Here is a 15,192-nt window from a genome sequence, read left to right as displayed (position 1 = left end):
ATGTAATGTTTTAGGATTAAAGGATAAGTTTCAAGTCTTTGGTCGCCTCGATGTATCTGTCCATGTTCTCAAACAGCTTTTTCGGAGTGACACGGGCATAGACCTGTGTGGTCTGGATGTTGGAATGACCCAGCATCCGGCTGATGGTTTCAATCGGCACTCCGGCTTCCAGCGTAATCAGCGAGGCGAACGAGTGACGTGCCTGATGGTAGCACAAGGTGCTGCTCACCCCTGCAAGGACGGCAAGGGATTTCATGTGCCGGCGGAGGTTCGGATGGTATACCATCGGGAACAGCGTCGGGCGGTTGTCATCATGGTACTTCTCAATCAGGGCGAGTGCTTCCGGCAGCAGTTTCACGCTCGCCCGGAGCTCGTTCTTCTTGCGGCGGTATTTAAGCCAAAGGCATCCCTCGTCATCGGTGTACAGATTGTCCCTTGTCACGCTCACCGCATCTGCATAGGCGGTCCCCGTATAACAGGCAAACAGGAAGAGGTCACGCACAAGGATGTGCGTGGTATGCCATGCGGGTATCTCCACATCGCGTATCTTCTCGAAGTCCTCACGGCTCAACGCCCTCGGTGTACGCTCTGTCTTTTGCGGTAAGGTGAAATTTGCAAAGAAGCATCTTTCCGCATACCCCTCCTTGTAGGCGATGCGGCAGACTTTTTTCAAGATAGCAAGATAGTGGCGCACGGTGTCCACCGCCAAGCCTTTCACGTCCATGGCATAGTTCTGATAGTCGTGTATGAACTGTTCGAAAAGCTGCCCGAAAGCGATGTCCTTCGTCTTGAACTGCCACTCGATGAATTCGCCCAATGTCCTTCTCATGTAGTAATAGCCGGGATAGGTTCCTTTGGCACGGTCGATGCCGATACGCGACTTCAAGTCCTCGCGGATACGGTCGGTCATTCTCAGCAATGTCATCTGCGTGTCCATGCTTCCCTGAAACAAGTCCTTGACCGCCGTTGCGTCAAAGTCCTGCCCACGTTCCACCAACGTGTCAAACGCCGAATTAACCGCAAGCAGCAACTTGTCCAGTTTCGCGTTGGTCTCCACCGCCTCGCGGCTCTTGCCGTCCAGACGGCTTTCCCTCGCGTTCCACAACTCCGGCTTGCACGACAGCTTGCATCCGAACTGTGCCATCGTACGGTTCACCGTTATCCTTCCCATTATCGGGGCTTTGCCCGACTTGTCCGTTCCGCTCTTTTTCAGGTAGAGCAGCACCTTGAATTTTTCAACTTTCATACGCTTACTGTTTTTGTCGCAAAATTAACTTATGAGTAAGCGTCCATTGATTTGCAGAACGGTGCGTATCAGTGCAATCGGCACGGACTTACAACAAATTCATTTTCCGTGCGTTACCTGTCCTTGCTTCGGTAACTGACGGCTAACGGCTTGGTAACTGAAATGGCTCAATATTCCGCACTCCGTTGCGTTTCCGGCATCTGGCAGAAGAATGAAAATCCGCTCATTTCAAACGGGTTACGTTTTATCGTCACTTGTTTGCCGACGTGTGCTCGGTGGGTTCTGTTCCATTACGCCCGGCATTCCTTCGGAAGCCTGCATGTGGAAATGGGCACGGATATGGCTGTCATCCAAGCCTATATGGGACACAAGAACATTACCACCACACAGATATATTCCAAAATGGCAGCACAGCAGATGTGTGACGTGGTGGACAAGATAACCCTGAAACGCAAGGAAGCATAAGGCGGTTATAAGCAGACGGAAATTCGGAGAGAGCGGTCAAGGTATTATTAACCGCTCCCTCTGTTTCCATCCCTACAAGCCATCAGAGTATGATAATTGAGTATGATTTTGGCAATTTGGTGAAAAACGCTGAAAAAGAACCCTCTGACTACGGGTAATGAATAATAATCAGAAGAATAGCATTAACTTTGCACAAAATTCAGACAGTAACCAGTAATACCCGAATGGAATATGGATTCATCCGTCAAAGACAAACATATCATTTTAGGCTTCATCGGCTTTACCATCTGCCTAATCTCATTCTTTATAACGCTTATCGTTGCCGAGAGTTTCAACCAAGACAACTTTGTAAGGCTGATAGTATTCTTGTGCAGCAACCTGTTGGGCTGGCTGTTCTACTTATCCTTCCAGACAATTATCTTTGACACTTACCAGCTTTACAAAATCAAGTCCGGCAAAAAGGAGATGAAAGAGATTACTACGGAAACCGTAGCCTTGCAGGAAGAAGAACCGCAGAATACAATAGAACCTGTAACGCAGATAGCGGAAGAGGCAAGCTCCGATGCCCAACCCATAGAACTGAATATCGACCCGAAGCGTCACGAAGAAATCCGTTCAAGTTATAAAGATGAGCAAGACAAGGAAAATGAGAGACGCATCCGCATGGTCGTGGAGTATATACATTTTTACATGCCCCGTATCGCTGACGAAGAGACCGTGAACCATGTCTGCAACGAGGTAAGCAACTGGATGAACAAGAACAACTACAAGCCGAAGCCGATAAAAAGGCGGCTGACACAGGACATCTCCAATATTCCGCTCCGTCATTTCATATGGAACATAGCGGAGCGTTGCATGTACAAGAGATATTACAATGGGGGATAACCGCGCCCGTTTCGTCAAAGAACTTTTCCCTCGCGAGTTTGCCGAAACGGATATAGCGACCATCAAGAACTTTAGGATTGACCCGTTAAAGCCACCGATTCCCATTGACGAACCCGAAGACGGCAAGCTGGATTTCCATTATCCGAATGGTTACTTGCAAAAAGAGTAAAAATCATCCCGTCTTTGAGCAATAACGACAAGTACCAAAACTACTTAACAGCCTGTTTAATAGTGTTTCCCGAACAACTTTACCCATCATTCACGGTTGGGTATCGTTATTCGGGAATTATTTTTTCGTGAAGATATTCACGATCCTATCATTGCAGTCCTTTGCGGCAAGTCTTACAAAAGAGACGAATCGCAAAATGGAAAAAGTAAATCTTACATTCAACGACCTTCCGGAGGTCGTGGCTCAACTTCGGAACGAGGTGATGAGCCTGAAAAGCCTGCTCACCGAGCAGAACAGTACAAACAATGCAAAGGCTGTGGACACCCATGTCCCCATGTCGGTGGATGAAGCGGCAGAGTATCTGGGCATCCCCAAAGGTACGCTCTACATGAAGCTGTCGGACGGGAGCATCCCTGCCACCAAGCCCGGCAAACGCTATTGCCTCTACCGTGACGAATTGGACAAGTGGCTGGAATCCTCCCGGAAGAATCCCGTGCCACTGTCCGATGAGGAACTGAACGAGTCCATATCCTCATCGCACCATCGCAAACCCAACAAACGTAACTGGTAAAAGCCATGGAAGAGGATAAGAATTATATCGGCATGATACATGGCGACCTTGCGAGGGCTTCCCAAGCGCGGAGCGGTATGCCGGAGAGTATCGGTGTGATGAGCATCAAGACAGCCAACCGCACCATACTCGAAGCATCGCTGCTGCCCACGCCCCGTGCGCTGTGGGACAGTTTCTGGTACGAGGGGGAGCTGTCCTGCCTCTTTGCCGACTCCAACGTGGGCAAGTCCATCCTTGCCGTGCAGATAGCCGACCGCATTGCCCGAACCAATAATGTGATGTATCTGGACTTTGAGTTGTCCGATAAACAATTCCAACTCCGATACACTAACGAACACGGAAACCTCTACACCTTTCCCGAAAGGCTGTATCGGGTATCACTTGACTGTAACTCACTGTTGGAGGAAAATTTTGAGGAAGCCATTATCGGCAGCATCGAGCAGATGGCATTGCAAACCGCCAGCAAGATTTTTATCGTTGACAACCTTACCTATCTGTGCTGCGCCATGGAGAAAGGTGATGCCGCAGGGCGGCTGATGATACAGCTTAACAACCTCAAAAAGAGATACGAGCTGTCCATCCTCGTGTTGGCTCATACGCCCAAACGCTCCTTGGACTGTCCTATCACCTCCAACGACCTTGCAGGAAGCAAGCGGCTCTACGACTTCTTTGACAGCGTGTTTGCCATCGGCAAAAGTGCGCAGGATGGCGGACTTCGCTATGTGAAGCAGTTGAAAGTACGCTATGGCACATACTCATACGATGCGGACAATGTAATCATCTATGAGATTGAAAAGGTGGATGCCTTCTTGCAGTTTGTACATAGGGGATATTCCACGGAAAAGGAGCATCTGAAAAAGTTGGGCGACAATGAATCGAGCCAAAGGAACTGCCTGATATTGCAATTGTCCCAATCGGGCAGGTCAGTAAGGGAGATAGCCTCACAGGTGAATTGCGGCAAATCCACCGTCAGCCGGATTATCCAGCGCAGCAAAGATGGCGATAAGACGGCTGTCCCAAGTGTCCCACCGTCCCAACCCACGGCAAGTGGGACAACGGGACAGGATGGGACACTTGGGACAATCAAGGAAGTAATGCAAGCGGAACTGTTTTCTGAACACAATAACAAGGAGGATAAGCCATGAAAAATCCTATTATACATACTGTTATAAAGGATAATGGCTTCATTCCAATGGTAAGCGATCCTGCAAACAAGAGGGTCATATGTCAAAACATTCCAAGTGTCCCAAGGTGTCCCACTGTCCCATGCCCTATGAACCGGGACAATGGGACAGGACGGGACAGCACAATAACCAACGGAAAAACAAAGGAGGCAGACAATGAGTAATTATTCGTTACAGAGATATAAAGGAACGGCTACACGGCACACTTGCCCGAATTGTGGCGACAGGCGCTCCTTTGCCTATTATGTGGATGAACAGGGCACACCCCTTCACCCATCGGTCGGCAGATGTAACCATGAAAGCGGTTGTGGGTATCACTACACCCCCAAGCAATACTTTCAGGAACATCCCGAATGTCATACAGCAAAGGATTTCTCTTTTGGTGGGCAAAGGATGAAACAACCGACCAAGCAGCCGTTACTACCGCTTACGGTATGTTACATACCGACCAACTATGTGGAAAAATCACAGAGCGTTCACAGCAACTTCTTCCGTTTCCTTTCCACGCTCCTTACCGCCTATTACGGCAGCAAGGCAAGAGAAGTATTGACCCGGTTGTTGGAAGAATACCGTTTGGGGGCTACCCGTGACGAGGCTGTCATCTTCTGGCAGATAGACCGCAACGACAAGGTACGTACAGGCAAGGTAATGCATTACAATCCCGAAGACGGACACCGTATCAAAAGAGGGTTGACATCGGCAGTGAACTGGATACACAGCATACTGAAAAAGCAACAGGTTTTGCCGGAGGAGTGGCAGCTCTCCCAATGCCTTTTCGGGGAACATCTGCTAAAAAGCAACCCCGGCAAGGTGGTGGTCTTGGTGGAATCCGAAAAGAGTGCCGTCATCGGTTCGGCTATCTTCCCCGGCTATGTATGGCTGGCGACAGGAGGCAAAAGCCAGATGAGAGAAGAAAAGCTCCGTGCGCTGACCGGGCGAATCGTGCTTCTCTTTCCCGATGTGGACGGATATGCAGAGTGGAAACAACGTGCCGGGAGCATGACATTTTGCAGGGCTATTGTATCTGACATCATCGAAAGAAACGCCACGCCGAAACAAAGGGCTGACCACATAGACATAGCCGACTGGATTATCTACCAGATACAGGAGGGCAAGCTGATGTGTACATCCAACCACTTGGTAGAAGTTGAAAAAATCCTCCAACGGATGATAGAGAAGAACCCCGTCCTGCAAAAGCTGATAGATGATTTAGACCTTGTATTGGTCGGTGCAAGTCCAATCGGAAGCAGTGATTGAAACCCTCCCTGACGGCAGGAGAGCGGAAGCCAAAGGCTGTGGTGAACGGACAAGGGCTTGCCCTTGATATAGCCCACTATAACTACACGCTTCGCTTTCGTAGTTGTGGGCTCTCCCGAGGGGCTGGGCTTTGCCCCGTCCCACTCAGGACGCTGCCCTGAGAACCCGGCAAGGGCTGTCAGCCCTATGCAACCCGACCAAAGAGTGATCCTCTCTTTGGAAACTCCGCTCAGAGGCTTCCACCCCTAAGAACCCGGAGCAGGAAGTGACCCTCTCCCTGCACCCTCCGATTAAGGCGATGCCCTAATAACCCATTGCGGTTATGAGCGGACAGCGGAAAATATTTTCATCAACAAATCAAATTCTAAAAAAATGGCAACAAAATCAAGCATACATATCAAGCCTTGCAACACCAAGTCAAGCGAGGCTCATAACCGAAGGACTGCCGAGTATATGCGTAATATCGGTACATCCAAAATCTATATCGTGCCGGAACTCTCTGCCGACAACGAGCAGTGGATAAACCCGAACTTCGGCAATCCCGACCTGCAAACGCACTACGGCAACATCAAACGGATGGTAAAGGAAAAGACAGGTCGTGCCATGCAGGAAAAAGAACGGGAGCGCAAAGGCAAGAACGGAAAAATCATCAAAGTGGTAGGATGCTCACCCATTCGTGAGGGTGTGTTATTCATCAAACCGGACACCACACTGGCAGACGTGAAGAAATTTGGCGAGGAGTGCCAAAGACGCTGGGGCATCACACCGCTTCAAATCTTCCTGCACAAGGACGAGGGACATTGGCTGAGCGGACAGCCTGAAGCCAATGACAGGGAGAGCTTCCAAGTAGGCGAAAAATGGTTCAAGCCGAATTACCACGCACACATCGTATTCGACTGGATGAACCACGACACGGGCAAGAGCCAAAAGCTCAACGACAATGATATGATGGAAATGCAGACCTTGGCATCTGATATTCTCTTGATGAAACGTGGGCAGTCCAAAGCCGAGACAGGTAAGGAGCATCTGGAGCGTAACGACTTCATCATCGAGAAGCAGAAAGAGGAGATGAACCGCCTTGATGCCACAAGGCAGTATCGGGAGTATCAGTTGGAAATGACCAATCAGAAAATGCAGGAGGCGGAAAGCAGAGCCAATTCCCTTATCGAGACTGCCAATCAAAAGGAACGGCAGAGTGAAGACCTTGACAGGGCTATCAAAGAAAAACGCTCCAAGCTGAACAGGGAGAAAGGTAGTGAACTTCTTGATGCCGCTGTCGGTTGGGCTACGGGCAAGTCAAAGGTTCTGAAAGGCGAAATAGAGGACTTGCGACATGAGATTTCCACGCACGAGGAAACCATAGAAATGTTGCAGGGCAGAATCCAAGTCATGCAGAGCGACCACCACCGTGAACTGATGAAGCTGGAAGCCAAGTACCAGTCCGAACTCAACCGTAAGGAGGCGGCACATACAGAGGAAACAGCGAGGCTCAAAAACCGCATTTCGTGGCAGAACCTGATTATCGGCAGTCTTAGTTTCTTGTTGCTCAAAACAAACGATATCTTCCGCAAGGCGGTAAACAGTGTCATCCGTTTGGCAAGGGGCTATTACAAGCCACGTTTCGATGCGGAACAGGTGTCGGACATCAAGAGTGCCCTTAACCTGTTCGGTGACGACAAACAGTTGCACCAAGCTGCCGGAGATTTCCTGTATATCACAGCCACACAGAAAGGCAAATTGGATAACCGGGAGCAAATCAAAGCTAGACGGGAAGTCGATAACGTGGTGGAGGGACATTATGACCAACAGCAGAAGAAAGGAGTTTCAATAAGAAGATAACCCATGTAGAGGTATGTTCAAATAATCGTAATATTTTGAAGCACAAACAAATAAAATGAGTAACTTTGCAAATAAATTAAAGAGGAATATGGCTAAAGACAACAACATACAAGTAACTGGTAACTTGACGGATAACTTTAGGGGGTATGCGGTATTGCTGCGCAAAATCAAACACAGAGTGCTGATTGCCCAGCAACGGGCGATTTATGCCGCCAACGAAGAGATGCTTCGGATGTATTGGGACGTGGGCGAAATGTTGCAGCAAAGCCAAGACGCTGACGGTTGGGGCAAGAAAACCTTACAACGGTTGGCTGTGGATTTGAAGAACGATTATACCGATATTAAAGGCTTTTCCGTACGCAATATGCAGTACATGATGCAGTTCTTCAACGAATATAATCAGGAGCTTACGATGGTAAAAGTGGCAACTGCTCCAATTACGAAATCACTGATTTCGCAATTAGAAAATAATCCCGAATCAATTACGAAATCGTTGGTTTCGCAAATAGGCGAATATAATTTTACCCTCCCTGTCAAGCATCTGGATTGGACGCACAATCTTGTTTTGATAAAGCAGGTCAAGAATATTCGCGCCCGGTATTGGTATATGGTGCAAAGCATTACCAATCATTGGACGACACGCTATCTGCAAGAAGCCATCAAGCTGGACGACTACGGCAAGCATGGTGCATTGGCAAACAATTTCACAGAAACACTGCCTGCACCGGAAGCTGGCGATGTGAAATCCATGCTCAAAGACCCGTACATATTCGACATGCTGACTTTCACAGAGCAATACAATGAGCGTGATGTGGAAATCGGCTTGGTCAATCATGTAGAGAAATTCCTTGTGGAAATGGGAGCCGGATTTGCCTTTATGGGGCGGCAGTACCACATCGAGGTGTCGGGCGATGACTACTACATTGACATATTGATGTACAACGCCTTCCTGCACCGCTATCTGGTGATTGAGTTGAAAGATACGGAGTTTATGCCGGAGTATATCGGCAAACTGAATTTCTATTGCTCCGCTGTGGATGATATTCTTTGTCGTGAGGGCGATAACCGCACTATCGGATTGCTGCTTTGCAAGAGCAAAGACCGCATCAAGGCGGAATACGCCCTGCGCGACATTCAGAAGCCTATCGGCATTTCCGACTATGAGTTGGGACAGGCCTTGCCTAAAGACTTCCGGGGCAGTCTGCCTACGATTGAAGAGATTGAAAAAGAATTAGAGACAAAATAAAATATTTATCCAAATAATACATATGCAAATATCTGCCCCTAAATCAACAGAAAAAGCTTTAGAAAAATTGCTTGATAAAATGTATATCAGCAATGTAAGTAAACGCTTAAGGGAACTCAATCAACCAAATGACATTGATAGGAAAAGATGGATTTGGGAGTTACTACAAAATGCAAAAGATACGATAACAAACAATCCGAATCGAGATAGCATTAAGGCTCGAATTCTTATTGATGGCGACTTGGTTAAGTTTCAGCATGATGGCGACCCATTTACAGCTGATGCAAGATTGGGATTACTATATAAATACAGTGAAGACAAGGAAAACGCTGAGAGTACAGGACGTTTCGGAACGGGTTTCCTAACCACGCACTGCCTTTCCAAAGTTGTAACAATTGAGAGTAATATGTATGGCGATGAAAATGCAATCATCGGCTTTTCTGTAACTATGTATAGAGATGGTTTTACCAAAAAAGAACTTCTTGAAGGTCTTGACAAGATGAGAGCATCTGAACTATATAATAGCGAGCCATACGACTGGACCACATATACCTATCATGTCAATTCAGAATCGGGCCGTCGTGCAGTACAATTAGGCAAAGAGAACTTCAAAGAAAATATTGCACAAACTCTATTATTTTGCAAAGAATTATCTTCTGTCGAGTTAATAGACAATGGAGAAAGGACATCAATTGAACGTATATCAGATACTCCAATCACAAACGAACTTCATCAGACTCAGTTTAGAATTATTGCTGGTGATACAAAGCCTGTGATTCGGACTTTTATATCTTATTCAACAAAAGAGTTGGATGAAGAACTTTCAGCAAAATACAAGGCGGAACGTTCTATAAGATTACAAGCTGCTTGTGAAGTTGATAGCAATAAGAACATAGTAAGTACAGACACCAAAACGTCATTGTTCTGTGTGTTCCCATTGGTCGGCATTGAAGGGCAAATACAGATGCCGATATTCGTGAATAGTCCAGATTTTGAACCAGACAGCGAGCGACAGAGCTTGATTCTCAATGGAATTACAATAGACGAAGAGAAAAATGTAATTACAGAGGTTGGTATCAACCAGAAAATTCTTTATAAACTACCTGATGTATTCAAGATTATTGTTGAATATCTTTCTGAAGAAAAGTTCAATAGTTTTTTCAACCTGTGCAATGGATTGAAGTCGTTAAAAGACCACGAGAAATTAGATAAGGATTGGTACAAGAAATCTGTTATCTCAGCACTGCGAGAGATACTGACAAGCTATCCAATAGTAACTCCTTTATCTACATCAGGAACACTTCTTAGGTTGTCAGATTGCATTATTGCTAAAGAAAGCAATCAAAAATCGGAGGACACCTTACTCGATTTGCTCACTTCACTATACTCTGAAAAATTGGTTGCTGACAATAGTAAATGGGCACACATTCTTTGGAAAGATGATGAAATAAGGTTGTGGACAACAGATGATGTTTGTGCTGACATTGAAGCCAGAAGTTCTATGGACTCTCTTGATGTTGTTTCAGACAGTGATAAATTTGTATGGTACAACAAATTTTTAGCTTTCGTGTTGTCTCAGGATGAGCTTTTGCTCAAAAAGTATGCTCTTTTGCCAAACATGAACGGAACGTTCTTGAAGAAGGACAAAGAAGGTTTCAAGCAAGGCGAGGGTGTTACAAGTATAGTTCTTGACGTTTTAGCAAAGCTCGATGGAGATATGAAGCCGTTACTCCTTCATGAATCAATAACAACCATTTCGTTGGATAGTAAATTTAATTCTACGAGTTATTCTGCCAAAGTGAATAGTTTGGCAAAAGGTATTATTGACACCCCTGCTTATACAGATGCAACCAAACTCGCGAAATTACAGCCACTTATTTCTATAGTTGTGTCAGATAGCAACAAATATGAACAGGTGTTTGTAACAAAGCGTTCACGCATATTCACAATTACAAAAGAACTTTTTCAATGGCAGGACGCACAAACGGTTGCTGATAATTCATTGAATAAAGCGGCTTGGGAGGAAACGGACAAGTGGCTTATCAACTATATAATCTCCACTATTGAGTCAAAGAATTTTTTGACAAATCTTCCTGTCGGATTAGGCGCAAAGTGGTTGAATGATACAATTCTTAGTTTAGGTATTACCTTGGCAACAATGAATAATAAGGCGATAGTCCCTAACCAAAATGGGAAATTCTGCCTTTCTAAGAATCTGTTCATTGACAATGGTATTCCAGAGGTATTGAAGAACGATGTGTTTGGGAAAATAGGACTGTCATACAAAGATATTCTGTTGGACAATGCTATTGACCTAAAATCATTGGGAAAGACAAGTGCAAAAGATATCGCAGACTTTGCCTCAGATTTATCAAACGCAACATTAGGCTACCAGAGTTGGAATAATTCAAATACATACAATAGCTATGCCCTGTATAGAAAGTACAGTGAGGAAACCCTGCGCCAAGTAGCATTATACTTGATACAGGTTCTACCAATAACAAGTTCCGAAAACGAGAATGTCTCAATTACTCAAACAGCATTAAAGAATATTGCTCGTTATTTTCTGCCTGGAAAATGTGAAGGAATAGAAGAATCCATTGAGGTCGTTGACAGCAAACTATGGCTTCGTATCAATGAGTTTATTTGCCGTGATATAGTTTCTGTAATTGAAAAGAAAGCAAATACGGAAACCTTCTTAGATGAACTTTCAACTAGCGATGATGAGTTTTTTGAGAATCTAAATGTGCTATACAAATATATTGAAAGTCGCAATCTTCAATTTTCAAACAAGGCAATATATCCAAATCAAGCAGGAAACTTTGTCGCTAAAGACAGACTTTATAAAGAAGCTGAAAGTATAGATAAACCGCTTAAAGACATTATTGCATTGATTTCTGATGAAGCGAACAACTACTACAATATCCTTATTGACCCACGTTGTGTAGCAACAATCTCCAAGCAGAAAAACTCTGCGGATGCTTATGCCTATATTGATGGAAGAATTAAGGAGCTCTATAGCAATAATTTAAATTGGGAAGATGAAAACTTCAGAAATGCTACACGTTTGTTGATTGACGAATGGGGCGAATCAAACAAGAGCCTGTTTGATGAAAACCATTTCCCCAAAGTGTATCCTATCAAAGATTCTGTTAGCATGAATGTTGTCTGGACTAAAAATGAAAGACAGCAATTGCAGACCTTGAAGAATAGTTTGAATGAAGAAGACTTGACAGAACTTGTGACTCACATTGCAGATTTTAAGGATTTGAGCAGCCGTAACAAGGAACTAGAGGACGAGAACGCCCGCCTGAAACAGGAAGTGGAGAGATTAAAGTCGGGACGAACCGCAAAAGTTGGTTTGGAAGAAAGCGAAATGTCTAAACGAAAGATGTATGAGGCTCAACTTCAAGCACAGCAAAAACTAATGGAAGAACGTCCAGACTGGAAGTTCCCAACAGGATATGGAGAATGCGATGAGGATGGTGTTCCATATTGCTATTCAAACGAGGAGGTTCAAGACGAATTAGGAGAGACAATTAAAATAGTTCTTAAAAGCTATAGAACTGAAACAGAACCATTCAAGGTAAATCCAACGGAATGGGAATGGGTTGTAAAAGAAAACGCTAAGCTGTTGGTGTATCGGTCTAATAATGAGATAGTAGAAGTCCCTAAAGACAATCTCGTTAAAAAACAGTCAACGTTCTCTATCACATTCGATTCAGAAAATCTTAATGTGGATGAACACGAAGACAGATTGAATAGTTTTTCATCACTATTGAAATATTTCAATGAGATGCACTTCAACTTCGCATCCTTTCGAATCCCAGGCAATGCAAAATCTGTCAAGAATATCTATGCAAAAAAGCAAGGAGTGCAGAACCTATATTCAGAGGAGGATTCATTATGAAGTTCAAACGAGAAGATTATATAGCATTTCTTGAAACTGAGTATGATACTCAGATGAAGGAGTATGGTCGTCTGATTGCAACTAAAGCTACAGTTCTGAAAGAACGTGGCGAAGTATTTGTTGGCAAGTTTGTTGGCTTTAGAGGAGATTTCTCCATCTTCAAAGTGCGTATCTCTGACAACATGCCTCGTAAAAATTCTTTCTGGACAGCATCTTGTTTTATCGGCGAGATGGCAAGTTACAAGAATTGGGGTGATTGTGCTTGGGCAGACCTTCGGGAACAATATCAATGTGATTACTCTGATGCACATTGCGTCTGGATTTCAAAATCAGAAGACCCTGCATTTTGCTTGGTTGGGGTGAAGAATATTACCGTGGATTTTGCAAATTTGCTTGAATCCCAAAATCCAATCATTGCCTTCGGGCCTAACGACCCACCATTGAAATATCTACTCAACTTGAAAGATATTGTCCAAAACTCTGAATGTAAAGCGACAAAAGAAATTTTAGATTATTTTTCTGTTGAAGAAAGCACATGGAATCCACAAAAGGTTGCCGCGACAGAAGACCTGAATATCCACATTCTGCGTAGTTTGGAATCTCATAATACTGTTGCCATTCAAGGCCCCCCTGGAACAGGTAAAACATATAGGATGGGAAGGTTAGTCGCACAGCTTTTGTCAGAAAGAAAAAGCGTGTTGGTAACAGCACTAACTAATGAAGCATTGAAAGTCGTTGCTTCCAAAGAGGATTTGAAACCGTATCTTGAAAGTGGCAAAGTATCAAAGACAAGCCTGACGATAGACGAGCGACACGAATTACCTAAATTGGTGGCAAATGAAGGAAACGTTTGCAATGCCACGCCCGGTCATCTCTCGCTTGCCACGTTCTACATTTCAAGTGGGTGGGCTAAAGACATGCTTGAAACTACTCCTTTTGATTATGTCATAGTAGACGAAGCAAGTCAGGCGTTACTACCAATGATTGCCGCATCGAAGAAGTTAGGAAGCAAAGTCGTATGGATAGGAGACCAGAAGCAGCTTGCTCCTATTGTTAAAACCAATGAAGACAAAATCAATACTTGTGGATGGAGTCCTATTGTGAAAGGATTTGATACTCTTTGCAATAATATTCCTATGCCAACATTCATGTTGAGCGATACATTCCGTTTGACTAAGAGAGGAGCTGAATTCACTGGTGTCTTCTACAACAATGAACTGAACTCGGTTGCAGGTGTTGATGAGATACAAACATCCTTGCCTGTATTGAATAGATTGGGAGGACCGTCTTTGGTGGATTTAGAACTTAAAATAGGAGATAAGAAACCTGTAAATGCGTTGAATGTTGCCTTTGATTTGACTGAGCGAATATTGAAAGAAAGTCCCGAAGCTAAAATAGCAATTCTATCCAAGTTCAAAGAAACGGTCAAGGAATTGCAAAAGACATTCATCACGAAACTGTACAGCGAGGAGATTCCCGACAATCTGAAAATAGAAACTGTTGACAGAATACAGGGATTGACTGTCGATTATACCATTTTTCTCATCCCCAATGCTTCTGTTATCTATTCTCTTGACAGCGAACTTTTTAATGTAGCAACATCTCGTGCAAGCCGTTGTACTATAATTGTTGCTGATAGGATGATTCTCAAAAACTTCATGTCAGATGAGGTTCGACGCTTCTTGCTGAAAATCAATGAAAACAAAGTTGCAGCATTAAACCCATCCATGACTCAAACCATAACATCTGGTGAATTAAAGGTAACGGTTCTTGGGAAAATCAATCTGCCTGAAAAACATTTGAAGGAGATTGTGGCAGACAAGGAGAATATTTTCATTATTGACACGAATGTGTTTGTAAAATGTCCAACCATTATCTCAAAAATAGGAAAGTATAAAGTTGTGATTCCCACTACAGTATTGGAAGAACTTAATCGTTTAAAATTGAAACAAAGTATTGACAAGAAAGCACTCAACGATGCGGTTAAAAACATCAACAAGGCTTTTCTTAATAATTATTCTAGCATGGAAGAAGGCGACTCGTCCTTGCTTCCCAATGGTTTCGATGCACAAAAAGCCGATTGTCTTATTCTTTCCGTTGCACTAAGATATAAAACAGAGGATAAGAATCCTATATTGTTGACTTCCGACAATCTCTTGCAATCCAAGGCTCTCGGATTAGGCATTACAACAATTTCGTTGCAAGATTTTCTTTCCGAAAGAAGATGATTGTAAGTTTACAAATAAATACGATAAAAATATGGTACTTAGTGAAAATTTTGGAGGAGAATCTGCTCTGCGACCCAAAAGCTAAGGGATAACGAACAATATCGGAAAAATATTGTACCTTTCCTCTAAAAAGAAAAATCTCCCGCTCTTATATTCGCATGTAACTTACTTGTATCTAATTAATTATACTTA

8 protein-coding genes and 2 pseudogenes are annotated in these 15,192 nt (G+C 44.2%); 9 read left to right on the top strand and 1 reads right to left on the bottom strand.

From position 1 onward, the window contains the following. Positions 1-16: 16 nt before the first annotated feature. Positions 17-1,246, bottom strand: coding sequence for a site-specific integrase (locus tag M1B78_RS13730; protein ID WP_257940966.1), 1,230 nt, complete (start codon positions 1,244-1,246; stop codon positions 17-19). 279 nt (positions 1,247-1,525) lie between these two features. Here M1B78_RS13730 and M1B78_RS18900 point away from each other — a divergent pair. From M1B78_RS18900 to M1B78_RS13685, 9 genes and pseudogenes are all read left to right on the top strand, one after another. Beyond that, a pseudogene (locus M1B78_RS18900) lies at positions 1,526-1,711 on the top strand (tyrosine-type recombinase/integrase); the annotation flags it as partial. Positions 1,712-1,942: 231 nt separating this feature from the next. Then, positions 1,943-2,765: pseudogene (locus M1B78_RS13720) on the top strand (transposase). A 196-nt stretch (positions 2,766-2,961) separates the two neighbouring features. Beyond that, on the top strand, positions 2,962-3,336 hold the full coding sequence (locus tag M1B78_RS13715) for a helix-turn-helix domain-containing protein (protein ID WP_257940965.1): 375 nt from the start codon (positions 2,962-2,964) through the stop codon (positions 3,334-3,336). A 5-nt stretch (positions 3,337-3,341) separates the two neighbouring features. Further along, positions 3,342-4,481, top strand: coding sequence for an AAA family ATPase (locus tag M1B78_RS13710; protein WP_257940964.1), 1,140 nt, complete (start codon positions 3,342-3,344; stop codon positions 4,479-4,481). Positions 4,482-4,676: 195 nt separating this feature from the next. After that, on the top strand, positions 4,677-5,777 hold the full coding sequence (locus M1B78_RS13705; RefSeq protein ID WP_257940963.1) for a DUF6371 domain-containing protein: 1,101 nt from the start codon (positions 4,677-4,679) through the stop codon (positions 5,775-5,777). A 372-nt stretch (positions 5,778-6,149) separates the two neighbouring features. Continuing rightward, positions 6,150-7,616, top strand: a complete 1,467-nt coding sequence (locus tag M1B78_RS13700; protein WP_257940962.1) for a mobilization protein — start codon at positions 6,150-6,152, stop codon at positions 7,614-7,616. 88 nt (positions 7,617-7,704) lie between these two features. Next, a complete protein-coding gene (locus tag M1B78_RS13695; protein WP_122295681.1) occupies positions 7,705-8,862 on the top strand; it encodes a PDDEXK nuclease domain-containing protein in 1,158 nt (385 codons plus the stop codon). A gap of 22 nt (positions 8,863-8,884) precedes the next feature. Then, positions 8,885-12,772 (top strand): sacsin N-terminal ATP-binding-like domain-containing protein, encoded by a 3,888-nt coding sequence (locus M1B78_RS13690; protein ID WP_257940961.1) that lies wholly within the window; start codon positions 8,885-8,887, stop codon positions 12,770-12,772. Next, entirely contained in the window at positions 12,769-15,000 is a 2,232-nt protein-coding gene (locus M1B78_RS13685; protein ID WP_257940960.1) for a PIN domain-containing protein, read from the top strand. Before M1B78_RS13690 ends, M1B78_RS13685 begins: the two co-directional genes overlap by 4 nt. The last annotated feature ends 192 nt before the right edge of the window (positions 15,001-15,192 follow it).

Source organism: Bacteroides muris (ex Fokt et al. 2023), assembly GCF_024704895.1.
Lineage (GTDB): Bacteria > Bacteroidota > Bacteroidia > Bacteroidales > Bacteroidaceae > Bacteroides > Bacteroides muris.
Note: the sequence above shows the minus strand (reverse complement) of the source record. Positions and strands in the feature narration are given on the sequence as shown.